Below are 21,902 nucleotides of genomic sequence, written 5' to 3' on the forward strand. Positions count from 1 at the left end.
AGATCGAAGGAGGTTAATCCTGATCGGAGCTGTAGATCAATCGCTCCTCGCAGGGGGCGACCCGCAGGATGTTGGTGGACCCCGGCGTGTTGAAGGGCACGCCTGCGGTCACGACGATCATGTCCTTTTCCGTCGCCATCTGCTCGCGCAGGCTGGCGCGGACGGCTTCGATCACCGCATCCTTGAAGCGGGTCACCCGGCCCGCGACAACGCAGTTGGTGCCCCAGGTCAGGCTGAGCATCCGGGCCGTGCGCACGTGGGTGGTCAGCGCCAGGATCGGCACGCGCGGGCGTTCGCGCGCGACCAGAACGGCGGTGGAGCCGGTCTGGCTGAAGCAGCAGATCGCCGCGATGTCGGAGGTTTCCGCGATCTCGCGGGCCGCGGCGACGATCCCGTCGGCCACCGAGGCACCGGAGGTCCTGCGGCTGCTCTCGATGATCTCGATGTAGGTGGGGTCGGCCTCGACCTCCTGGGCCACGTTGTCCATCGTCGTCACCGCCTCGACCGGGAAGGACCCGGCGGCGGATTCGGCCGACAGCATGATCGCGTCGGTGCCTTCGTAGATCGCGGTGGCCACGTCGGAGACCTCGGCCCGGGTGGGCATCGGCGAATCGATCATCGATTCCAGCATCTGCGTCGCCACGATCACCGGCTTGGCCGCGGCGCGGCACTTGCGCACCAGGTTCTTCTGGATGGGCGGCACGTTCTGCACCGGCAGCTCGACGCCCAGATCGCCGCGGGCGACCATGATCCCGTCCGACGCGACGAGGATGTCGTCGAAGTTCTTCACCGCCGCGGGCTTCTCGATCTTGGACAGGATCTTGGCCCGGCCCTTGCAGAGGTCGCGCGCCTCCTCGACGTCCGAGGGGCGCTGCACGAAGGACAGCGCCAGCCAGTCGACGCCCAGCTCGCAGACGAACTCCAGGTCCTTGCGGTCCTTCTCGGACAGGGCGGCCAGCGGCAGCACCACGTCGGGGACGTTCACGCCCTTGCGGTTCGAGATCGTGCCGCCGACGATCACCTCCGTGTCGGCGAAGTCGCGCCCGCAGTCCTTGACCCGCAGCTTGATCTTGCCGTCGTTGACCAACAGGTGGCTGCCGGGCTCCAGCGCGTCGAAGATTTCCTTGTGGGGCAGTTTCACGCGGGTGGCGTCGCCTTCCTCGTCCGACAGGTCCATGCGGAACGCCTGGCCGACTTCCAGCTCCTCCTCGCCGTTCTTGAAGGTGCCGACGCGCAGCTTGGGGCCTTGCAGGTCCGCCAGGATGCAGATGGGAGAGCCCAGGTCCTCTTCGACCTGACGGATCGTGGCATGGCGGACGCGGATTTCCTCGTGGCTGCCGTGGGACATGTTCAGGCGGAACACGTCCGCCCCCGCTTCGTGCAGCTTGCGGATCATGTCGTAATCGTTGGACGCGGGTCCGAGTGTCGCGACGATCTTGACGTGGCGATTGCGTTTCATGGGTCAGGTCCTTTTACCGGCGGGCGGCGTTAGCGGTAACCGAATGTTGCCCCGGTTATTGCCGAAAATGGCTCGCTTCACAACTGGACTAATTGCCGTGTCACCGCCATGACAGATCCCATGTCAGACGACGCATTCAACATTGAAGGCGCGGATCGCCCCGGACGCTGGGTCGTCACCTGCGACCACGCGACCAATATCGTGCCCGATTGGGTGAACGGCGGCGACCTGGGCCTGCCCACAGCCGACATGGGGCGGCACATCGCCTACGACATCGGCGCGCTTGGCGTGGCGCGTGGGCTCGGGGCGGCGCTCGACAGCCCGGTGGTGTCCTCGCGCTTCTCGCGGCTGGTGATCGACCCCAACCGGGGCGAACAGGACCCGACGCTGCTGATGCGGCTTTACGACGGCACGTTGATCCCCGGCAACCGCCATGCCGACGAGGGCGATCTGACCACCCGGCTGGAGCGGCTCTACCGCCCCTATCACGACGCCATCGCCCGCACCGTCGAAAGTCGGGATCGGCCTGTCTATTGCGCGATCCACAGCTTCACCCCGCAGTTGCGCGGTCGGCCCCTGCGCCCATGGGAAATCGCGGTCCTTTATGCAGAGGACGCGCGGCTGGCCGCTTCGGTGGTGCAGGCCTGCCGCGAGGAAGGCTGGCTGACCGGCGACAACCAGCCCTATACCGGCAAGTTGCCTGCCGACAGCGTCGACCGCCATGCGATCCAGCGCGGCCATCCCAACATCCTGATCGAGCTGCGCCAGGACCTGATCGAGACGCCAGAGCAGCAGGCAGACTGGGCGGGACGTCTCGCCCCCCTCTTGCAGCGCGTGCTCGACGCCTCCACCTTGTGAGCGACTGATCAGGAGAGCCTCATGGACGACGCCACCCGCACAGAGATCGAAGCCGCCGCCTTCCGCCGCCTGCGCAAGCACCTGATGGAAGATCGGCCGGACGCGCAGAACATCGACATGATGAACCTCGCGGGCTTCTGCCGGAACTGCCTGTCGCGCTGGTACCAGGAAGCCGCGGAAGAGCGCGGCGTCGCGATGACCAAGGAAGAAGGCCGCGAGGCGTTCTACGGCATGCCCTTTGCCGAATGGAAGGCACGCCACCAGACCGAGGCGAGCCCCGAGGCACAAACCGCCTTCGCCCAAAGCCATAAGGACTGAGCGCAAGCGAGGGGCCGGACACGAAAAAGGGCGGCCCCGGCGGGACCGCCCTTCGAACGTTGGGGTGCGCTTCAGTCCTCGGACTTCGGCGTGCCGTCCTCGTCCTTCAATTCGTGATGCTTGGCCTCTTCGGGGCGTTCCTTCTGGCGCTTGGTCGCCTCGACCGCCTTGCCGTCGCCGGTCATGTTGTCGTTCGTGCCGCTCATGGCTCGTCTCCTTTTATCTCCGGGCAAACGGCAGACCTCGCCGGATTGTTCCCGATTGTTCCCGGCCTTTCGCGCAAGCGTTGGCCCGGCGCGGCAACTCGTCTAGATTGTGCCGAACAGGAGCGCCCATGACCGACAGATCCCGAAACGTCCCGACGCTTGAACGTCTCGTCGGCTACAATCTCAAGCGGGCCTACATGGTCGTGCAGGGCGATTACCGCGCGGCCCTGGGCGACGGCGCGCTCGCGCCGCGGGTCTTTTCCGCGCTGACGCTGGTGGTCGAGTTTCCGCAGATCTCGCAAAGCGATCTTGCCCGGCGGCTGGGAATCGAACGCTCCGGCCTCGTGGCCATCGTGGGCGAACTCGAAGAGCGGGGTTTGCTGGAACGCGCCGACGTGCCGGGCGACAAGCGGGTGCAGGCGCTGGTCGCGACGCCCGAGGGGACGCGGGCCTGCAACGACGCGATGGCGCGGGTGCAGGCGCACGAGGATCGGCTACTGGGCATGCTGACAGAGGCTGAAAGGGCCACGTTGATCGCGCTTCTGGCCAAGATCCGGCAGGCCGAGGACGTACAGGCCGGATAGGCGCCGTAGTGATTCGGTCTGACGGATGACCGGCTGCGGCTGCCGGATGTGAACCCCCTGCGTGCAATCCGCCCCGGGATTGTCGTCTTGACCGCCTCGGGATGTGACGCTTAGATTTCCCGAACACTATACGCGCGTAAAAATTTTCAGCGCGCAAACTTGACGCGCCCCACCCCGTGGTGCGCGCCATGGCGGAGGTGAGGGAATGGCTCTTCAGAAAATCAAGAACATGGAAGAGTTTGCCGAAGTCAGCGGGATTTCCCGTCCCACGGTATCGAAATACTTCCACGACCCCGATAGCGTGCGAAAATCGACGCGCGCCAAGATCGAGGCCGCGCTCGAAACCTACGATTACCGGCCCAACATCTTCGCCATCAACCAGAACCGCAAGCTGACGAAGACCATCGGCGTGCTCGTGCCCTACCTGTCCGACCCGTTCTTCGCGGAAATGGTGCGCCTGATCGAACGGCGCTGCATCGACGCGGGCTTCTGGCCCATCGTCTTCTCTGCCCATGGGCAACAATCCTTGGAAAACAATGCGCTATCCACGCTCGAAACCTTGCGGCCGGCGGGTGCACTGATCGCGCCCCTTGGCCGGTCATCGGATTTCGAGGTGGTCCAGCAGTTCAGCGAGCGCGTGCCGACGGTGGTCTTCGACAGCAACATGAGCGTGGGCGAGGCCTTCGTCGGTTCCAACAACGGGCAGAGCATTCCGCTGATCGTCGACTACCTGTGCCGCACCGGAGAGCCGCCCTGCTTCTTCGAGATGGAGCCGGTCAATCCAAACGCCAACAAGCGGCGCGATGCCTACGTGGGCGCGATGGAGCGGCTGGGCTTCGATCCGCATGTCATCCAGGCGCAGGGCGGCGGATGGGCGTTCGAGCAGATCGGCCTGACGGAAGGCAAGCGCCTGATCGCGGAGCGGTCCCTGCCGTCGGATACCGTGCTGTGCAGCAATGACCGGCTGGCGGTCGGGTTGATCGCGGCGGCCTACGAAAAAGGGCTGCGCGTGGGGCATGGGCCCGGCTGCGCCTTGCGGATCGCGGGCCACGACGACCACCCCTGGTCGCAGTTCACCGCCCCGCCGCTGACCACGGTGAGCCAGGACTACAAGTCGATCACCGACCGCAGCGTCGAGATCCTGTTCGACCTGATCGAAGGCGGCCAGCGCCCCTCGGACCGCCCGGAAGTGCTGTTCGACGGCAAGCTGGTGCTGCGCGAGTCGGCCTGAGTTTCTGCGGCGCGGCGACGAATTTCTTTACGGGTGTAAATTTTCGGTTGACCGGTGCGGGGGCGCGCCCGTAGTTTCCGCGCAGTCACTCAAGACTTTTCCAGGGAGGAAAAAGGAATGAAACTCAAGAACGCACTCTTCGCGGCCTCCGCGATCGTGTCGGTCACGGCCACCGCGGCGCTCGCCCAGTCCGAGACCACGACCCTGACCATCGCCACCGTAAACAACGGCGACATGGTCCGGATGCAGACCCTGACCGACGATTTCACCGAACAGCACCCCGACATCCAGCTCGAGTGGGTCACGCTGGAAGAGAACGTGCTGCGCCAGAACGTCACCACCGACATCTCGACCGGGGGCGGCGCCTACGACGTCATGACCATCGGCACCTACGAAGTTCCGATCTGGGCCAACAACGGCTGGCTGGTGTCGCTGAACGACGGCATGTCCGACGATTTCGCCGCGGACGACCTGCTGCCCGCCATCGCCGACGGCCTCAGCATGGACGGCGAGCTTTACGCAGCCCCCTTCTACGGCGAATCCTCGATGGTGATGTATCGCACCGACCTGATGGAAGAGGCCGGCCTCGAAATGCCCGACGCGCCGACGTGGGAGTTCATCCGCGAAGCCGCCGCCGCGATGACCGACCGCGACGCCGACATCAACGGCATCTGCGCCCGCGGCAAGGCCGGCTGGGGCGAGAACATGGCCTTCCTGACCGCCATGGCCAACAGCTTCGGCGCGCGCTGGTTCGACGAGGACTGGCAGGCCCAGTTCGACAGCGAGGAATGGTCCGAGGCGCTGACCTTCTACCTGGAGATGATGGAGGAATCCGGTCCCGCCGGTGCCGCCAACAACGGTTTCAACGAGAACCTGACGCTGTTCCAGCAGGGCAAGTGCGGCATGTGGATCGACGCGACCGTCGCGGCGTCCTTCGTGACCAACCCCGAAGATTCGACCGTGGCCGACAGCGTGGGCTTCGCGCTGGCCCCCGACACCGGCCTTGGCAAGCGGGGCAACTGGCTCTGGGCCTGGTCGCTGGCGATCCCCACGTCCTCCGAAAAGCAGGACGCCGCCAAGACCTTCATCAGCTGGGCCACCGGTCCGGGCTACGCCGAACTGGTCGCCGAGAACGAAGGCTGGGCCAACGTGCCGCCGGGCACCCGCACCTCTCTCTACGAGAACCAGGAGTACCTGGACGCGGCGCCTTTCGCGCAGATGACGCTGGAAAGCATCAACGCGGCTGATCCGACCAACCCGACCGTGGATCCCGTGCCCTACACCGGCGTGCAGTTCGTCGCGATCCCCGAGTTCGCGGGCATCGGCACTCAGGTGGGGCAGGAATTCTCTGCCGCGCTGGCTGGCCAGCAGTCCGCAGAGGAAGCCCTGTCGAACGCGCAGGCGCTGACCACCGACGAGATGGAAGCCGCAGGCTACTAAGCCTGCCGCACCGACCCGCGGGGCGGGGCCACGTGCCTCGCCCCGCCCGGGCCTTTTCCACACGACCCCATCCGATCGGCACGTTTCCGCAGGCCCGACAAGGGGCCTTCGCAAGTGCCGCGTGTCGTGCTCCGTCATTGCAAGGATGTGTCCCATGGCGACCCAGCATTCCAGATCCGCCGCCCGGCTGATGATCGCACCCGCCGTCTTCGCGTTGATGGTCTGGATGCTGATCCCGCTGTGCATGACGCTGTATTTCAGCTTCGCCGATTACCGCCCCATGCGCGGCAGCTTCGAACCCTGGATCGGGTTCGAGAACTACGTCCGCTTCGTGACTTCGTCGTCCTTCGTCGATTCCGTCGTCACGACGCTGCAGATGGTGGGCGGCATCCTGTTGATCACCATCGTGGGCGGCGTGATGATGGCGCTGCTTCTCGACAAGCCGATGTTCGGGCAGGGCATCGTGCGTATCCTGGTGATCGCACCCTTCTTTGTCATGCCCACTGTTTCGGCGCTGGTGTGGAAGAACATGTTCTTCAACGTCGACAACGGGCTTTTCAGCTACGCCTTCCAGGGGCTGGGGATGGAACCTTACGACTTCCTCAGCCAGGCGCCGCTCTTCTCGATCATCGTGATCGTGGCCTGGCAGTGGCTGCCCTTCGCGACGCTGATCCTGCTGACGGCCGTCCAGTCGCTCGACAGCGAGCAGCTGGAGGCGGCCGAGATGGACGGCGCGCCCGCCTTGTCGCGGTTTCGCTACATCATCCTGCCGCACCTGAGCCGCGCGATCACCGTCGTGATCCTGATCCAGACGATCTTCCTGCTGTCGATCTTCGCCGAGATCTTCGTCACCACGAATGGCGCCTTCGGGACCCGGACGCTGACCTACCTGGTCTACCAGCGCGTGCTGGAAAGCCAGAACATCGGCCTGGGCTCCGCCGGTGGCATCATCGCCGTCATCCTTGCCAACATCGTCGCGATCTTCCTGATGCGGATCGTCGGCCGGAACCTGGACTGAGGGGAACATCATGGCCCGCGCCATCACCACCCGCAAGAAAGCCATGTGGACCGCCCTCGCCTGGGCATTCGGCCTCCTCATGTTCTTTCCGATCCTCTGGACGTTCCTGACGTCCTTCAAGACGGAAGCCACCGCGATCGCCGATCCACCGGTCTGGTTCTTCTTCGACTGGACGACGGAAAACTACGCGGACGTCTTCGACCGGTCGAACTATCCGCTGGCCCTGACAAACTCGATCATCATCGCCGTGGGATCGACGCTGCTGGGCATCCTGATCGCGGTGCCCGCCGCCTGGGCGATGGCCTTCGTGCCGGGACGACGGACCAAGGACGTGCTGCTGTGGATGCTCTCGACCAAGATGCTGCCTGCCGTCGGCGTGCTGTACCCGCTAGTGCTGGTCGCCAAGTGGCTCGACATCCTCGACAGCCGCATCCTGCTGGTGGTCGTGCTGATGCTGATCAACCTGCCGATCATCGTCTGGATGCTCTACACCTACTTCCGCGAGATCCCGGGCGAAATCCTGGAGGCTGCACGCATGGACGGCGCGAACCTCAGGAACGAGATTCTCTACGTGCTGACGCCCATGGCGCTGCCGGGGATCGCCTCCACCGTGTTGCTCAACATCATCCTGGCCTGGAACGAGGCGTTCTGGACGATCCTTCTGACCACCGTCTCGGCGGCGCCCCTGACGAAGTTCATCGCCAGTTTCTCGGCCCCCGAGGGGCTTTTCTACGCGAAGCTCTCGGCGGCCTCGATGCTGGCCATCGCGCCGATCCTCGTCATGGGCTGGTTCAGCCAGAAACAACTTGTCCGCGGCCTGACCTTCGGCGCCGTCAAATAAGGAGCGACCACCATGGGACGCATCACGCTGGAAAAAGTGCAGAAGAAGTTCGGCGACGTCGAAGTCATTCCGCCACTGGACCTGACCATCGACGACGGGGAGTTCGTGGTCTTCGTCGGTCCCTCGGGCTGCGGCAAGTCCACGTTGCTGCGCCTGATGGCGGGGCTCGAGGACGTCACCGGCGGTGAGATCCGCATCGACGGTCAGCCCGCCACCGACCTGCCACCCGCCAAGCGCGGCCTTGCCATGGTGTTCCAGAGCTACGCGCTCTACCCGCACATGTCGGTGCGCAAGAACATCGCCTTCCCGATGAAGATGGCGGGCATGGACCAGGAGGAACAGGACCGCCGCATTGCCAAGGCCGCCGAGGCGCTGAACCTGACCGATTACCTCGACCGCCGTCCGGGCCAGCTTTCGGGCGGCCAGCGCCAGCGGGTCGCCATCGGGCGCGCCATCGTGCGCGAGCCTGCGGCCTTCCTCTTCGACGAGCCGCTGTCGAACCTCGACGCGGCCCTGCGGGTCGGCATGCGGCTCGAGATCTCGGAACTGCACAACCGGCTCGAGACGACGATGATCTACGTCACCCACGACCAGGTCGAAGCGATGACCATGGCCGACAAGATCGTCGTGTTGCGCGCCGGTGTGATCGAGCAGGTGGGCTCGCCGCTGGACCTCTACAAGGAACCGCGCAACATCTTCGTCGCGGGCTTCATCGGCTCGCCACGGATGAACCTGCTGACCGGGGCCACCGCGGCGCGTCACGACTGCGCGACGATGGGCATCCGGCCCGAACACCTGGACGTCGTGGAAAGCGGCGGAACCTTCCAGGGCCGTGTCGGCGTGGCCGAGCATCTGGGCTCCGACACGTTCTTTCACGTGCATGTCGACGGGATCGAGGACCCGGTGACCGTCCGCGCGCCGGGCGATGTGGGCCTCAGGCACGGGGACACGATCCATCTGGAGCCGCAGGCCCAGAACATCCATCGCTTCGACGACCAGGGGCTGCGCATCGCATGAGACTGCACGGCAAATCCGCCCTGATCACCGGGGCCGCGCGGGGCATCGGACTGGGTTTCGCACAGGCCTACGTCGCCGAAGGGGCCACCGTCGCCATCGGCGATATCGACCTCGACGCGGCACGGGCCGCCGCCGCCGAGATCGGGGAGGGCGCCTACGCGGTGCACCTCGACGTGAGCGATCAGGCCAGCATCGACGCGGCCATCGCGCAGGTCGTGGACCGGACGGGCAAGCTCGACATCCTCGTCAACAATGCGGCCCTCTTCGATGCCGCGAAGACGGTCGATATCACCCGCGACAGCTACGACAGGCTCTTTTCGGTCAACCTCGCAGGCACGCTCTTCACCATGCAGGCCGCGGCGCGCCAGATGATAGCCCAGGGCCAGGGCGGCAAGATCATCAACATGGCCTCCCAGGCCGGCCGTCGCGGAGAGCCGCTGGTGCTGGTCTATTGCGCGACCAAGGCGGCGGTTATCTCGATGACGCAAAGCGCGGGGCTCGACCTCATCCGGCACGGGATCAACGTCAACGCCATCGCCCCGGGCGTCGTGGACGGCGCCCACTGGGAGCATGTCGACGCGATGTTCGCCCAGCTCGAAGGCAAGCCCAAGGGCCAGAAGCGCGCCGAGGTCGAGGCGGGCGTGCCCGCGGGCCGCTACGCGCAGCCGTCGGATCTTGCGCCCATGGCGGTCTTTCTGGCAAGCGCCGACAGCGATTACATCGTCAGCCAATGCTACAACGTCGACGGCGGCCAGTGGATGAGCTGACGCCGGAAAGGATACGTTCCATGACCACCCCCCTGTCCGACGCGACCCTGCTGGATCTGCCCGACGACGTGCTCTTTCCGACCTACGACCGCCCCGGCATGACGCCCGGCATCGTGCATATCGGTCTGGGCAATTTCCACCGCGCGCACCAGGCGTGGTACCTGCACCGCCTGATGCAGGCGGGCGAGGCGCACGATTGGGCGATCATCGGTGCGGGCGTGCGCGCGCCAGATGCCGCCCAGCGCGAGCGGCTGCTGGGCCAGGATTGCCTTTACACCCTGATCGAGCTCGATCCCGCGGGCAAATCCGCGGAAGTCGTGGGCTCCATGATCGACTTCCTGCCGGTCGAGGATGGGAACGGCGCGCTCATCTCCCGGATGGCCGATCCGGCGATCCGCATCGTGTCGCTGACCGTGACCGAAGGGGGCTATTACCAGACCTCCGACGGGGGCTTTGACACGGATCACCCGGATATCCGCCACGACGTGCAGAACCCCGATGCGCCGCGCACCGCCTTCGGCGCGATGGTGGCCGCCTTGGGTCGGCGTCGCGCGGCGGGACACGGTCCCTTCACCTGCCAGTCCTGCGACAACCTGCAAGGCAACGGCGATATCCTGCGCCGCGCGGTCGTGGGCCTTGCCCGGCTGACGGACGAGGAACTCGCCGACTGGATCGAGGCGAACGCCACCTTCCCAAACGCCATGGTCGATTGCATCGTCCCCGCGACCGGCCCCTCTGAACTGGCGCTCGTGCGCGACTTCGGGATCGAGGACGACGCGCCCGTCACCCACGAGAACTTCCGCCAGTGGGTGATCGAGGACCGCTTCTGCGCCGGGCGCCCCGAGTGGGAACGTGCGGGTGCCACGATCACGGACGACGTGCACGCCTACGAATCGATGAAACTGCGCTGCCTGAATGCGGGCCACCAGATACTCGCCAACCCCGGCGAGTTGCTGGGCCTTGCCACCATCGACGACTGCATGGCGCACGCCGGCGTCCACGCCTTCTTCCGCCGCGTCGAGGAGGACGAGATCGTCCCCCACGTCTCCGCCGTGCCGGGGATGACGCCGCAGGCCTACGTCGACTTGATCGACACCCGCTTCTCGAACTCGCAGATCCGCGACACGGTGCGGCGGGTGGCCTTCGACGGATCCTCGCGGCACGCGGGCTTCGTGCTGCCGGTGGTGCGCGACGCGCTGAAGGCCGGCACCCCGGTCGAGGGGCTCGCATTGGCCGAAGCGCTGTGGGCCCGCATGTGCCAAGGCACCCGCGAGGACGGCTCGACCATCGCGCCAAACGACCCGCATTGGGACACCTTGCAGGCCGCCGCGGTCGAGGCGCGCACCCGCCCCGGCGCGTGGTTGCAGCAGGGCTGGATCTACGGCGACCTGGCCAAGGAGACCCGCTTCGCGGAGGCGTTCCACCGCTGGCTGACGCTGATCTGGGCCGAGGGAACGGATGCGGCGCTGAAGGCCTACGCCACCCGCTAGAAGGCGACGCCATGGCGTGCGCGGCCAACGCCCGGGGCCTGACGGCCCGGGACGGAGAGACCGTCTCCGGCGAATGAATTTTGGATAACGAAAGTCTGTGCATTTCCCGCGTGCGGACCGCGGAGACGTTCCGGCCCTTGCCCGCCCCGCAAGCGGACGCGATGCTGGGGCGCGTCGGACCGGGTCACGGCACCTTCGGCCCCGCCTCGCTTTCGCGGTTGATCTGATAGATCAGCGCGTATATCTGATATAGCAAGATCGCGCAGGGCGGGATCGGTATTTCTAACCGTTGCTTCAGGGCCGAGCGATGCAGTCGGACGACACCCATGACCCAAAGGATCACGCGACGTTGGCCTTCGGCTGCGCCGCGGTCGCGGGGCTTTACGGCGAACTTACCCGCGCCGACGGCATCGCGGTGCTGGAGGCGGCCTGGGACAGCGGCCTGCGCCGCTTCGACACCGCACCGTTCTATGGCCGTGGCCTGTCGGAGCGGCGGGTCGGCGACGTGCTGCGGGACAAACCGCGAGAGACCTTCACGCTTTCGACCAAGGTGGGCCGCCTTTTGTCGCCTGCCGACAAGGCCACGCGCGAGGATGGCGCGCTCCCGTTCCACGTGCACTTCGACTATTCGGACACCGCCATCGCGCGCTCGTTCGAGGACAGCCTGCAACGGCTTGGCATGGCGTCCATCGATTACCTCTACGTGCACGACATCGGACGCTTCGCCCATGGCGACGCCAACGGCCCGCATCTCGAAAATCTCTTAAGCAGCGGAATTCCCTTTCTCGAAGGGCTCAAGGCGCAAGGCATCATTCGCGGCTGGGGCCTCGGCGTCAACGAGGTCGAAACCTGCCTGCAGGTGATGGAGGCCACCACCCCCGACGAGATCCTGCTGGCAGGGCGCTATACCCTCCTCGATCGCACGGCGGAGGAATCGCTTCTGCCGCTCTGCCTGGAACGGGGCACGCGGCTGGTGATCGGCGGCGTGTTCAATTCCGGGATCCTGGCCACCGGGGCCTCGGCGCAGGCGCATTTCGACTACGGCCCGGCGAGCGACGACATCCGCGCCCGCGTCGACGCGATAGAGGCGATCTGCACCCGTTACGGCATTCCCATGGCGCAGGCCGCGCTGAGTTTTCCGGCAGCCCATCCGGCCGTCTCACACGTGCTGATCGGCACCGGCAAGGTCTCCAGCCTGCGCCGCAATCTCGACCAGTTCGGCGCGAGGCTGCCGCCCGGGCTGCTGGACGAGATCGCCCCGCATGTCCTGCGCACACAGACCCTGAGGGGCTGAGGCGCCCCCTTCATCCAGCAAGGAAACATCATGACCGACCTTTCGGGAAAAACCGTCCTGATCACCGCCGCGGCCCAGGGCATCGGCAAGGCCAGCGCCCTGGCCTTCGCCGCGGCGGGGGCAAGGGTGATCGCGACGGACATCAACGACGGGCTGCTGGCCGAACTCGACGGCGCGAAGGGGATCACCACCGCCCGGCTGGACGTGCTGGACGCGACGGCGGTGGCCGATTTCGTGGCGCAGGCCGGCGCGATCGACGTGCTCTTCAACTGCGCGGGCGTGGTCCACAACGGCAGTATTCTCGAGATGAGCGACACCGACCTCTCCTTTGCCTTCGCATTGAACGTGGAGGCACAGGCGCGCCTGATCCAGCAGGTCCTGCCGGGCATGCTGGAGCGCAAGGACGGGACGATCATCAACATGGCCTCTGTCGCGGGCAGCCCGAAGGGCGTGCCGAACCGCTGCGCCTACGGAATCACGAAAGCCGCCGTGATCGGCTTGACCAAGTCGGTGGCTGCCGATTTCGTCTCGCAGGGGATCCGCTGCAACGCGATCTGCCCGGGCACCGTCGACAGCCCCTCGTTGAAGGAGCGGTGGACCGCGACCGGGGACTACGACAAGGCTCGCGCCGACTTCGTCGCGCGCCAACCCATCGGGCGGATCGGCCAGCCCGGGGAAATCGCCGAACTCGCCGTCTACCTGGCGGGGGCCACATTCACGACCGGCCAGATCCACGTCATCGACGGCGGCTGGCTCAACTGACGCGATCGCGAAGGAGAACGACCTTGAAACTACTCAGATACGGACCGGCGGGCGCCGAGAAGCCGGGGATCCTGGACGCGGACGGCCAGATCCGCGACCTGTCGCAGCAGGTGGACGATATCGGCGCGGACCACATCGGCCCCGAGGGGCTGGACGCGATCCGCGCGCTCGACATCGCAAGCCTGCCGGTGGTCGAGGGCAACCCGCGCCTGGGTCCCTGCGTTGCCGGGACCGGCAAGTTCATCTGCATCGGGCTGAACTATTCGGATCACGCCGCCGAGACGGGGGCGCAAGTCCCGCCCGAGCCGATCATCTTCATGAAGGCGACCTCGGCGATCTGCGGTCCCAACGACGACGTCGAGATCCCGCGCGGATCGCAAAAGACCGACTGGGAGGTCGAACTGGGCGTGGTGATCGGCAAGACCGCGAAATACGTCTCGGAAGACGCGGCGATGGATCACGTGGCGGGCTACTGCCTGATCAACGATGTCTCGGAACGCGCGTTCCAGGCGGAACGGGAAGGCCAGTGGACCAAGGGCAAGAGCGCCGACACCTTCGGCCCGACGGGCCCCTGGCTCGTCACCCGCGAGGAGATCGCGGATCCCCAGGCCCTGAAGATGTGGCTCGAGGTCAACGGCCACCGCTACCAGGACGGCTCGACCGAGACGATGGTCTACGGCGTGCGTCACCTCGTGTCCTACCTGTCGCAGTTCATGAGCCTGCGTCCGGGCGACATCATCTCGACCGGGACGCCGCCGGGCGTGGGGCTGGGCCAGACGCCCAACGTCTTCCTCAAGGCGGGCGACGTGATGGAGCTGGGCATCGAGGGCCTGGGCACCCAGAAGCAGACCTGCGTCCAGGCCTGAGATATCCATCCCGACCGACCCGCGCCGCGAAGCCCCGGGTTTCGCGGCGCAGCGCGTTCGGGGTCAGGAAAACCCGATGTGGCGCTGGAGTGCGGCGCCGAAGTGCTGCTGGATCGCCGCCTCGGCCGCGTCCGCATCGCGCGCCTTGCAGGCTTCGAGAATGCTCAGGTGTTCGTGCAGCGATCGCAGCATGACGGGCGGCGTCAGACGGCGGTCGAGCCGCACGAGGCGCAGGTAGTTGTGCATCCGCTGGTAGCTCGACGAGATCAGCGGATTGTTCAGCGTCTCCACGATCGTGTTGTGCAGATCGCCCTCAAGATGTTCCAACGCGGTCAGGACGCTTTCACCCTGTTCGCCCGCCTCGAGCCTTTCGATCAGCGCGTCGTGCTTTGCGATCAAGCTTGTGAAGACGTCCTCGTTGGCGGTCTCGGCGAAGGCGCGCACGGCGGATCGTTCGATGATCGCGCGGAACTGGTAGGTCGAGCGGGTCAGTTCCAGCCCCGGCTTCACGAACTCGATGCCGGAGCGCGGGTGGATCTTCAGGATGCCTTCCGCTTCCAGCACCCGCAGGGCGTCGCGCAGCGGTGCGATGGGCACGTCGAGCAGATCCACGAGATGTCTTTGCGACACGAAGGCACCGGCGGGCAGCGTCTTGTTGAACAGGTTTTCGAGGATCCGCTCGTAGGCGACGTCGCTCAGCGTGCTGCTGCGCGGTGTCTCGGCCATGTTCTTTTTCACAGTTGTCACTTGTCTCGCCCCGGGTTTGCGCATATTACGTTCTCAAGTTGATATATCAGTCGACGTATCTAATCGAGAAAAAGTGTCCTGATGCGCATTCATTCGTTTCGTATAACGCGGTTTCAGTTCCGGCGCGACCGTGTGATCGGCGACAGCCAGGTCCGTGCGGAGGACGTGAATGCCGCGGCGGTGGAGCTGATCTCCGACGCCGGGGAGGTCGGCCTGGGTTTCGTCCAGACCCTGTTCTCGCCGTTGCCTGACCAGGACGAGATCGAGCGGATCTTCCTTGCGGAAGTCTGGCCCGACCTCGACGGACAATCGCCGATGGCGCTCGTTCACCGGGTCAACCGCCCGCGCGGCGGACGGCAGCGCGCGACCAGCCTGCCGTTCCACGAGGCGCTGCAGGTGGCCCTTTGGGACCTTGCGGCGAAAGGGGTCGGGATGCCGCTTTGGCAGATGCTCGGCGCGCGTCGCGACCGGGTACGGGCCTATGCTTCCGGCCTTGACTTCCATCTGGACGACGCGGCGTTCTGCGCGCTTTTCGGGCACGCCGATGCTCTGGGCTACGGCGCGTTCAAGATCAAGGTGGGCCATGCCGACTTCGACCGCGACATGCACCGGCTGGAGCTTTTGCGAAAGACCGTGCGCAAGGGCGCCCAGTTCATGATCGACGCCAACGAGGCCTGGGGCGCCAAGGAGGCGGCCATCAAGATCGAGGCGATCCGGAAGGCCGGGTTCGATCTGATGTGGGTCGAGGATCCGATCCTGCGCCACGATTACGACGGGCTGCGCCAATTGCGCCGCGCCTTGCCGCACACCGTGATCAACTCGGGCGAATACCTCGACGCGAGCGGCAAGCGTTTGCTGATGGACGAATGCGGTACCGACATCCTGAACGTGCACGGCCAGATCACCGACGTGATGCGCATCGGCTGGCTGGCTGCCGAAAAGGGCGTGCCGGTCACGGTCGGCAATACCTTCCTGGAGGTGGGCATCCACCCCGCCGTGGCGCTGCCCGAAGTGGAATGGATGGAATATTCCTTCCAGAATTTCGATCACCTGGTTGAGGAGCCGGTGATGATAAGGGACGGTTACGCCCATGCCCCCGCACGTCCGGGCCATGGCCTCGTCCTGTCCGAAGCGGCGCGTGCCGATGCACAGCCCAAGCTTGCGCGCTTCGATGAACTGGGCCCGGCCCCGTTCAACCCACGACTGCCAGCAGACCTGCAAACGACCGCGGCTGCGTAAATTTCAAGGGAGGATAAGACATGACGATCAAGACGACCTTGCTGACGGCCTCGGCCCTTGGTGCAACGCTGACGGGTGCCGCCGTGGCACAGGAGATCACGGTCTGGGACTGGAAATCCGGCGATCCGGCGGCCTACGGCTATATCGACGAGGCCACCCGCCTGTTCGAGGAAGCCCACCCGGGCGTCGAGGTGAACTTCGTGATGCAGCCCAACGACCAGTATTACACGCTGCTCGGCACCGCGTTGTCGTCCAACGCGGGCCCCGACGTCTTCCTTCTGAACGGTGGCGCACAGGCACAGGCGCGCTTCGATGCGCTGGCCGATGTCAGCGACATGGCCGAAGGCCTTCTCGGGACAGAGGAATTCTCGGACGCCGACGGCACTGTTTACGCCTTGCCCATCACGACGCAGGGCTTCGTCGTCTACGCCAACAAGCAACGCTACGCGGACGCGGGCCTCGACCCCGAGGCCCTGCCCACCACCTGGGACGAACTCTCCGCGGCCTGCGAGGCGATCATCGCGCAAGGCGACGTGCCCTGCTTTTCCATGGGCAACAAGGAAGGGTTCGCCGCCGAATTCTTCGTCTCGGCGCTGGCGGCCTCCATGCTGACGGCCGAAGAGCACGCGGCGCTGAAATCGGGAGAGTTGGCCTGGTCCAGCCCCAAGATGACGGCGATCCTCGACGCCTGGGTCGAAACCGAGGCGGCCGGCTGGTATCCTCAGGGCGGCAATTCGACGGCAAAGTTCATGGACGAATACGAAACCTTCATGCGGGGCGAGGCGGCCAATACCATAGGCCTTCTGTCCGACGTCGCGCACTGGAAGCAGTTCGACGACTTCCTGGGCGCCGAGAACCTCGGCGTGTTCCGCCACCCCGCCCCGGATGCCTCTGCCACCGCGGGTGACGGCGGTCCGATGATGCCCGTGGCAGGCGGGATCGGCTACGGCGTGAACCGGGCATCCGAGAACATCGACCTGGCGCGTGAACTTGTCGCCACCCTGGCCTCGGCCGAGGCGATCGCGATCTTCGCGCAGGACGCGGGCATCCTGCCTGCGAACCCGGAGGTGGACACCTCCGCGGCCAACAGCCCGACGCTGACGGCGATCCTGGGCATGATGGACGGCGCCTCCGCGCCGATGGCCCATGCCAACGTCTCCGCCGGGGAGCTCGAGGACCTGCACCGGCAGAGCCAGCTTCTGCTCAACGGAGAGAACACGGTGCAGGACGCCGTCCAGCGGCTCGACGCCGCACAGGCTGCCGCGGAATAAAGCAGGCGCCGGGCAGGGGGCCGCATGGCGCGGTGCTTTGCCCCGCACCCCGACGGACCGAAGCCCCCAGCAAGACCGAAGGCATGAAGATGGGTGTCAGCAAGACCAAACAGCCGCTGCGCAAGCGCGGCGGAAAGGCCCGGTCCGAGGAACGTCGGTTCGCCTTTCTCTTCGTGATGCCCGCACTTCTGCTGGTGGTCGTCTTCCGCATCGTGCCGCTGATCTGGGGCTTCGTTCTGTCGCTCACCGATGCGCGCGGCGTGACCGAAGGGGCGTTCATCGGCTTCGACAACTACGCCGAGCTTGCCCGCGACCCCGCGTTTCACGACAGCATGGCGAACACGATCCTGCTGATCGCCACCCTGCCGATCTGGATCATGGTGCCGATGCTTCTGGCGATCCTGATCCACCAGGGCGTGCCGGGCGGCAAGTTCTACCGCGCCGTCTACTTCTTTCCCGCCACCTTGTCCTCGGTGATCGTGGGCTCGATCTTCAACGTGCTGTTGCGCAACGACGGCCAGCTCAACCAGTTCCTGGAGCTCTTCGGGATCGGGGCGATCGACTGGCTGGGCAATTCCAACACCGCCCTGCTGAGCCTGATCGCGGTGCAGCTTTGGGCGACCTTCGGGATGAGCCTGCTGATCTTCCTCGCGGGCCTCTCGACCGTGCCGTCGGACATGATCGAGGCCGCGAAACTGGAAGGCGCGTCGATGCTGCAGACCTTCTGGCACGTCATCATTCCCACCCTGCGCCCGATCATCGAGTTCGTGGCCGTGGTCACCACGATCGGGGTGCTGACCAACATGTTCGGCCTGATCTACGTGCTGACCGCCGGGGGGCCGGGCACATCGACGACCCTGCCGGAGTTCCTGATCTGGATCGAACTGGGCCGGATGAACCGGCCCGGCTACGCCGCCGCGATTTCCATGGTGCTGTTCGTGCTGATGGCCGGGATCGCCTACGCGCAGGTTCGCATCATGTCCCGCAACGTGAACGTCTGAGGTCCACCATGTCCGAATTCACCGTCGGCAAACGCCAAAGACGCCTGCTGTGGGGCATCTCGGTCCCCATGGCGCTGATCGCGCTCACCTGCGTCTACCCGGTGTTCTTCGCGCTCAACAACGCGCTGAAGTCGAACCGGGAATACATCCTCGATCGCTTCGGGATCGTCAGCGAGCCGACCTTCCAGAACTTCGTCCAGGCCTGGACGCGGTCCAACCTGAGCGAGTATTTCTTCAACTCGGTCGTGGTCACGGTCCTGTCGGTGCTCGCGCTGATCATCGTCTCGTCGCTGGCGGGCTTCGCGCTGGCGGTCCTGCGATTCCCGCTGAGAAAACTGATCTTCGTGGTGATCCTGGCCTCGCTCATGATCCCGGTGCAGGTGGTGCTGGTGCCGTTCTACAAGACGATCATCGGCCTCGGGCTGCTGAACACGCGGGCGGGCCTGATCCTGAGCTACACGGCCTTCTTCCTGCCGTTCTCGGTCTACCTGATGACGTCGTTCTACTCGGGTCTTCCGCGCGAACTGGTCGAGGCCGCCCGGATCGACGGCGCGAAACTGACCCAAGTCTGGTGGCACGTGATGCTGCCGATGGGCATGCCCGCGCTGATCACGCTCGGCATTCTCAACACGCTTTACTGCTGGAACGACATCCTGATCTCGCTTCTGGTGCTGCAGGACAACCGCACGCTCATGGTGGGCATCGCCGCCCTGCGCGGAGAATACACCACCAACGTGCCCCTGCTCACCGCGGGCATCGTGCTGGCCGCGGCGCCGATCGTGATCCTCTACCTCGTCTTCCAGCGCAAGATCGTCAGCGGCATCGCCGTCGGCGCCGTCAAGGGCTGAACCGGAGTTCCACCATGTCCAACATCTCCATCACCGATTTGCGCAAGTCCTACGGCCAGGTCGAGGTGATCCACGGCGTCTCGCTCGATATAGAGCCCGGGGAATTCGTGGTCTTCGTCGGCCCTTCGGGCTGCGGCAAGTCCACCTTGCTGCGCATGATCGCGGGGCTGGAGGACATCACCGACGGCGATCTGGAGATCGGCGGCACGCTGATGAACGACGTCGAACCCGCGCAGCGCGGCATCGCGATGGTGTTCCAGTCCTACGCGCTTTACCCGCACATGACCGTGGCCGACAACATGTCCTTCGGCCTGCGCATGGCCCACGCCCCCAAGGACGAGATCGACCGCAAGGTGAAGGACGCGGCGAGGATCCTGCAACTCGAACCCCTGCTGGATCGCAAGCCGGCCGCCTTGTCGGGCGGGCAGCGCCAGCGCGTGGCCATCGGGCGGGCGATCGTGCGCGATCCGGACGTCTTCCTCTTCGACGAGCCGCTGTCGAACCTCGATGCAGAACTGCGGGTGGAAATGCGCGTCCAGATCGCCAAGCTGCACCGCACGCTGTCGAACACGATGATCTACGTCACCCACGACCAGACCGAGGCGATGACGCTGGCCGACCGCATCGTCGTCCTGCGGGCGGGCCATATCGAGCAGGTCGGCACGCCGATCGAACTTTACGAGGACCCCGACAACGCCTTTGTCGCGGGCTTCATCGGCTCGCCACGGATGAACTTCCTGAACGCCAGGGCGAACGGCCCCAAGAGCGTGGAGGTCGCGGGCCGGACCATTCCGCTGCCCAATCTGACGGCCGATCTTCGAGATGGCACGGCGTTGCAGCTCGGCATCCGTCCCGAACACCTCGACGCGACGGACGGCGTGCGCCTGATGATGGACGTGGACGTGGCGGAGGACCTGGGCGCCACCACCTTCGTGCACGGCACGGTGGGCGGAGAGACGCTGGTCGCGGAACGCCGGGCCCACGTGGGCAACGCGGTGCGCGAGCTGGAGATCTGCTTCGCGCCCGACAAGGTCCGCCTGTTCGATCCCGACGGCGCACGGGTGCGGTGATGGCGCGCCGCATGGGAATGGTCATCGGGCTGCGGCCCGAGCGGGTGGCCGAGTATCGCGACCTGCACGCCGCCCCCTGGCCCGAAATGAACGCGGCGCTGAGCGCCGCCAACATACGCAACTACACCATCTTCCTGCGCGAGCCCGAGAACCTGCTCTTCGGGGTCTGGGACTACGTGGGCGACGACTACGCGGCGGATATGAAGCGGCTTGGCGACAGCGAGATCACGCGCAAGTGGCTGGCCCTGACCGATCCCTGCCAGATCCCCCTGCCCACGGCGCGCGAGGGTGAATGGTGGAGCGACGCGGTCGAGATCTTTCACCTCGACTAGGCGCATGCCCGCACCGATCGAACGACCAGGAAAGCAGAGGCACAGTGACCAACCCGACCCGCCCGACCCGCGTGCTCGTCCTCGATCACGTCGGCCTGACGCTCGATGCGACCGGCAGGCCCGATCCCTCGCAGGTGCGCGATTACGTCGACGGCCTCGACGGCTGCCGCTTCGTGGAGGGCGCGATCCCGGGCGCCGAGGACGCGGCGTCCGAAGCGGCAGCTCACACGATTCACTTCCACTACCGACCGGACATCTCCACCCCCGCCGAGCTGCGCGAAGCCACAAAGGGCGGTGTCTACGACGCCGTGATCGCCGCGGCCACGCTGGTGCCCGAGGATGTCTCGTTCCCCGCGGGCGGGGTGCGTATCGGCGCGGGCACCGGCAACATGGCGAGCGCCTCCTGGGGCGGGGCGCAGGGACGGGGCGGCACGGCACCGCTGATGAACACGCCGGGGGTCAACTGCGTGGCCACGGCGCAGATGGCCTGGAAGGCCCTGATGCATGTGGCCCCCGATCTTCCGCTCGCATCGTTGTCGGAGCGCGTCATGGCCGGACGATTCGACACCGGCCGGGATCTGGCCAGCGTGCCGACCCGCAAGCTCGAAGGGCGCCGGATCGCCGTGATCGGCTACGGCAACATCGGACGGGAAATGGTCCGTCTGGCCCTGGCGTTCCGCATGGATGTCCGTGTCTTCGCCCGGTCGCACCATGCACCGCGGATCAGGGGCGATGGCGCGTCCCACGCCGCCACGATTCAGGAGGCGGCACGGGACGCGGACATGCTGAGCGTGCACCTGGGCCTCGGCCCGGTGGACCCCGCGCGCGGCATCCCCGCCAATACCGGCCTGATCGATGCCGGCGTGCTCGAGGCGCTGGCGCCGGGGGCGATCCTGGTGAATTTCGACCGCGGCGAGCTGGTGGATTGCGCGGCTCTGGATGCGGCCCTGGCATCGGGGCAGGTCGGTCACGCCGCGATCGACGCGGATGTCTTCGTCGACCCCGAGACCGGCGCGGTGTCGGGTCCGATGGCGCCCTACCTCGATCTCGTACCGCGGCACCGCGCGCGCCTGTGCCTCCTGCCGCATGCCGCAGCCGACACCGATCACCCGACCCGGGTCGCGGGGGCAAGGATGGCCGTGGACCAGATCGTGCGTGCCATCCGCACGGGCGAGGTGACGAACCCGGTGGGCGATCTGCCCGATGGCTACACCGCCACGCGCTGACCGCGCGCGCGGCCCAC

Annotated in this window: 23 protein-coding genes; 20 read left to right on the plus strand and 3 right to left on the minus strand. The window is 66.1% G+C overall.

The window, feature by feature from the left end:
- Positions 1-13: 13 nt before the first annotated feature.
- Positions 14-1,459 (minus strand): pyruvate kinase, encoded by a 1,446-nt coding sequence (gene pyk / locus EU805_RS02465; protein WP_129762357.1) that lies wholly within the window; start codon positions 1,457-1,459, stop codon positions 14-16.
- Between the two features lie 120 nt (positions 1,460-1,579).
- Here pyk and EU805_RS02470 point away from each other — a divergent pair, with 120 nt between their 5' ends.
- Together EU805_RS02470 and EU805_RS02475 are read left to right on the plus strand one after the other, a co-directional pair.
- Positions 1,580-2,317 carry an N-formylglutamate amidohydrolase gene (locus EU805_RS02470; protein ID WP_129762358.1) on the plus strand — a complete coding sequence of 246 codons (738 nt, stop codon included), beginning with the start codon at positions 1,580-1,582 and terminating at the stop codon, positions 2,315-2,317.
- Between the two features lie 21 nt (positions 2,318-2,338).
- The gene (locus EU805_RS02475; RefSeq protein WP_129762359.1) at positions 2,339-2,635 is read left to right on the plus strand and encodes a DUF1244 domain-containing protein; all 297 of its coding nucleotides are present in this window, start codon (positions 2,339-2,341) and stop codon (positions 2,633-2,635) included.
- A 71-nt stretch (positions 2,636-2,706) separates the two neighbouring features.
- On the opposite strand, the gene EU805_RS17815 is transcribed toward EU805_RS02475, so the two are convergent.
- Positions 2,707-2,841, minus strand: a complete 135-nt coding sequence (locus EU805_RS17815; protein ID WP_255465829.1) for a hypothetical protein — start codon at positions 2,839-2,841, stop codon at positions 2,707-2,709.
- Between the two features lie 128 nt (positions 2,842-2,969).
- On the opposite strand from EU805_RS17815, the gene EU805_RS02480 reads away from it, so the two are divergent.
- From EU805_RS02480 to EU805_RS02530, 11 genes are all read left to right on the plus strand, one after another.
- Complete coding sequence (locus EU805_RS02480; RefSeq protein WP_129762360.1) at positions 2,970-3,425, plus strand: MarR family winged helix-turn-helix transcriptional regulator; 456 nt, start codon at positions 2,970-2,972, stop codon at positions 3,423-3,425.
- A gap of 205 nt (positions 3,426-3,630) precedes the next feature.
- Complete coding sequence (locus EU805_RS02485) at positions 3,631-4,656, plus strand: LacI family DNA-binding transcriptional regulator (RefSeq protein WP_129762361.1); 1,026 nt, start codon at positions 3,631-3,633, stop codon at positions 4,654-4,656.
- 117 nt (positions 4,657-4,773) lie between these two features.
- Positions 4,774-6,096 carry a sugar ABC transporter substrate-binding protein gene (locus tag EU805_RS02490; protein ID WP_129762362.1) on the plus strand — a complete coding sequence of 441 codons (1,323 nt, stop codon included), beginning with the start codon at positions 4,774-4,776 and terminating at the stop codon, positions 6,094-6,096.
- Between the two features lie 154 nt (positions 6,097-6,250).
- Positions 6,251-7,114 carry a carbohydrate ABC transporter permease gene (locus EU805_RS02495; protein WP_129762363.1) on the plus strand — a complete coding sequence of 288 codons (864 nt, stop codon included), beginning with the start codon at positions 6,251-6,253 and terminating at the stop codon, positions 7,112-7,114.
- Positions 7,115-7,124: 10 nt separating this feature from the next.
- A complete protein-coding gene (locus EU805_RS02500; RefSeq protein WP_129762364.1) occupies positions 7,125-7,955 on the plus strand; it encodes a carbohydrate ABC transporter permease in 831 nt (276 codons plus the stop codon).
- 12 nt (positions 7,956-7,967) lie between these two features.
- On the plus strand, positions 7,968-8,972 hold the full coding sequence (locus tag EU805_RS02505; protein WP_129762365.1) for an ABC transporter ATP-binding protein: 1,005 nt from the start codon (positions 7,968-7,970) through the stop codon (positions 8,970-8,972).
- Positions 8,969-9,739 (plus strand): L-iditol 2-dehydrogenase, encoded by a 771-nt coding sequence (locus EU805_RS02510; protein ID WP_129762366.1) that lies wholly within the window; start codon positions 8,969-8,971, stop codon positions 9,737-9,739. The genes EU805_RS02505 and EU805_RS02510 overlap by 4 nt, the downstream gene beginning before the upstream one ends.
- A 20-nt stretch (positions 9,740-9,759) precedes the next feature.
- On the plus strand, positions 9,760-11,229 hold the full coding sequence (locus EU805_RS02515) for a mannitol dehydrogenase family protein (protein WP_129762367.1): 1,470 nt from the start codon (positions 9,760-9,762) through the stop codon (positions 11,227-11,229).
- Positions 11,230-11,536: 307 nt separating this feature from the next.
- Positions 11,537-12,523 carry an aldo/keto reductase gene (locus tag EU805_RS02520; RefSeq protein ID WP_129762368.1) on the plus strand — a complete coding sequence of 329 codons (987 nt, stop codon included), beginning with the start codon at positions 11,537-11,539 and terminating at the stop codon, positions 12,521-12,523.
- A 30-nt stretch (positions 12,524-12,553) separates the two neighbouring features.
- Positions 12,554-13,285 carry an SDR family oxidoreductase gene (locus EU805_RS02525; RefSeq protein ID WP_129762369.1) on the plus strand — a complete coding sequence of 244 codons (732 nt, stop codon included), beginning with the start codon at positions 12,554-12,556 and terminating at the stop codon, positions 13,283-13,285.
- Positions 13,286-13,308: 23 nt separating this feature from the next.
- Positions 13,309-14,151 carry a fumarylacetoacetate hydrolase family protein gene (locus EU805_RS02530; protein ID WP_129762370.1) on the plus strand — a complete coding sequence of 281 codons (843 nt, stop codon included), beginning with the start codon at positions 13,309-13,311 and terminating at the stop codon, positions 14,149-14,151.
- Between the two features lie 63 nt (positions 14,152-14,214).
- Here EU805_RS02530 and EU805_RS02535 read toward each other — a convergent pair whose 3' ends face one another.
- Positions 14,215-14,889 carry a GntR family transcriptional regulator gene (locus EU805_RS02535; RefSeq protein WP_207208050.1) on the minus strand — a complete coding sequence of 225 codons (675 nt, stop codon included), beginning with the start codon at positions 14,887-14,889 and terminating at the stop codon, positions 14,215-14,217.
- A 90-nt stretch (positions 14,890-14,979) separates the two neighbouring features.
- Here EU805_RS02535 and EU805_RS02540 point away from each other — a divergent pair, with 90 nt between their 5' ends.
- From EU805_RS02540 to EU805_RS02570, 7 genes are all read left to right on the plus strand, one after another.
- Complete coding sequence (locus EU805_RS02540; RefSeq protein ID WP_129762371.1) at positions 14,980-16,137, plus strand: mandelate racemase/muconate lactonizing enzyme family protein; 1,158 nt, start codon at positions 14,980-14,982, stop codon at positions 16,135-16,137.
- 20 nt (positions 16,138-16,157) lie between these two features.
- A complete protein-coding gene (locus EU805_RS02545; RefSeq protein ID WP_129762372.1) occupies positions 16,158-17,408 on the plus strand; it encodes an ABC transporter substrate-binding protein in 1,251 nt (416 codons plus the stop codon).
- An 83-nt stretch (positions 17,409-17,491) separates the two neighbouring features.
- The gene (locus EU805_RS02550; RefSeq protein WP_207208051.1) at positions 17,492-18,409 is read left to right on the plus strand and encodes a carbohydrate ABC transporter permease; all 918 of its coding nucleotides are present in this window, start codon (positions 17,492-17,494) and stop codon (positions 18,407-18,409) included.
- A gap of 8 nt (positions 18,410-18,417) precedes the next feature.
- Positions 18,418-19,257, plus strand: a complete 840-nt coding sequence (locus tag EU805_RS02555; protein ID WP_129762373.1) for a carbohydrate ABC transporter permease — start codon at positions 18,418-18,420, stop codon at positions 19,255-19,257.
- A gap of 14 nt (positions 19,258-19,271) precedes the next feature.
- Positions 19,272-20,327, plus strand: coding sequence for an ABC transporter ATP-binding protein (locus tag EU805_RS02560; protein ID WP_129762374.1), 1,056 nt, complete (start codon positions 19,272-19,274; stop codon positions 20,325-20,327).
- A complete protein-coding gene (locus EU805_RS02565; protein WP_129762375.1) occupies positions 20,327-20,659 on the plus strand; it encodes an L-rhamnose mutarotase in 333 nt (110 codons plus the stop codon). Before EU805_RS02560 ends, EU805_RS02565 begins: the two co-directional genes overlap by 1 nt.
- A 44-nt stretch (positions 20,660-20,703) precedes the next feature.
- A complete protein-coding gene (locus tag EU805_RS02570) occupies positions 20,704-21,885 on the plus strand; it encodes a D-isomer specific 2-hydroxyacid dehydrogenase family protein (RefSeq protein WP_165351868.1) in 1,182 nt (393 codons plus the stop codon).
- Positions 21,886-21,902: the final 17 nt, after the last annotated feature.

It is taken from the genome of Salipiger sp. IMCC34102, assembly GCF_004145405.1.
Lineage (GTDB): Bacteria > Pseudomonadota > Alphaproteobacteria > Rhodobacterales > Rhodobacteraceae > Loktanella.

What these genes read in the sequence shown, in the direction of transcription:
- pyk (WP_129762357.1), bottom strand. Translation starts at nt 1,459, where the DNA reads ATGAAACGCAATCGCCACGTCAAGATCGTCGCGACACTCGGACCCGCG.
- EU805_RS02470 (WP_129762358.1), top strand. Translation starts at nt 1,580, where the DNA reads ATGTCAGACGACGCATTCAACATTGAAGGCGCGGATCGCCCCGGACGC.
- EU805_RS02475 (WP_129762359.1), top strand. Translation starts at nt 2,339, where the DNA reads ATGGACGACGCCACCCGCACAGAGATCGAAGCCGCCGCCTTCCGCCGC.
- EU805_RS17815 (WP_255465829.1), bottom strand. Translation starts at nt 2,841, where the DNA reads ATGAGCGGCACGAACGACAACATGACCGGCGACGGCAAGGCGGTCGAG.
- EU805_RS02480 (WP_129762360.1), top strand. Translation starts at nt 2,970, where the DNA reads ATGACCGACAGATCCCGAAACGTCCCGACGCTTGAACGTCTCGTCGGC.
- EU805_RS02485 (WP_129762361.1), top strand. Translation starts at nt 3,631, where the DNA reads ATGGCTCTTCAGAAAATCAAGAACATGGAAGAGTTTGCCGAAGTCAGC.
- EU805_RS02490 (WP_129762362.1), top strand. Translation starts at nt 4,774, where the DNA reads ATGAAACTCAAGAACGCACTCTTCGCGGCCTCCGCGATCGTGTCGGTC.
- EU805_RS02495 (WP_129762363.1), top strand. Translation starts at nt 6,251, where the DNA reads ATGGCGACCCAGCATTCCAGATCCGCCGCCCGGCTGATGATCGCACCC.
- EU805_RS02500 (WP_129762364.1), top strand. Translation starts at nt 7,125, where the DNA reads ATGGCCCGCGCCATCACCACCCGCAAGAAAGCCATGTGGACCGCCCTC.
- EU805_RS02505 (WP_129762365.1), top strand. Translation starts at nt 7,968, where the DNA reads ATGGGACGCATCACGCTGGAAAAAGTGCAGAAGAAGTTCGGCGACGTC.
- EU805_RS02510 (WP_129762366.1), top strand. Translation starts at nt 8,969, where the DNA reads ATGAGACTGCACGGCAAATCCGCCCTGATCACCGGGGCCGCGCGGGGC.
- EU805_RS02515 (WP_129762367.1), top strand. Translation starts at nt 9,760, where the DNA reads ATGACCACCCCCCTGTCCGACGCGACCCTGCTGGATCTGCCCGACGAC.
- EU805_RS02520 (WP_129762368.1), top strand. Translation starts at nt 11,537, where the DNA reads ATGCAGTCGGACGACACCCATGACCCAAAGGATCACGCGACGTTGGCC.
- EU805_RS02525 (WP_129762369.1), top strand. Translation starts at nt 12,554, where the DNA reads ATGACCGACCTTTCGGGAAAAACCGTCCTGATCACCGCCGCGGCCCAG.
- EU805_RS02540 (WP_129762371.1), top strand. Translation starts at nt 14,980, where the DNA reads ATGCGCATTCATTCGTTTCGTATAACGCGGTTTCAGTTCCGGCGCGAC.
- EU805_RS02545 (WP_129762372.1), top strand. Translation starts at nt 16,158, where the DNA reads ATGACGATCAAGACGACCTTGCTGACGGCCTCGGCCCTTGGTGCAACG.
- EU805_RS02550 (WP_207208051.1), top strand. Translation starts at nt 17,492, where the DNA reads ATGAAGATGGGTGTCAGCAAGACCAAACAGCCGCTGCGCAAGCGCGGC.
- EU805_RS02555 (WP_129762373.1), top strand. Translation starts at nt 18,418, where the DNA reads ATGTCCGAATTCACCGTCGGCAAACGCCAAAGACGCCTGCTGTGGGGC.
- EU805_RS02560 (WP_129762374.1), top strand. Translation starts at nt 19,272, where the DNA reads ATGTCCAACATCTCCATCACCGATTTGCGCAAGTCCTACGGCCAGGTC.
- EU805_RS02565 (WP_129762375.1), top strand. Translation starts at nt 20,327, where the DNA reads ATGGCGCGCCGCATGGGAATGGTCATCGGGCTGCGGCCCGAGCGGGTG.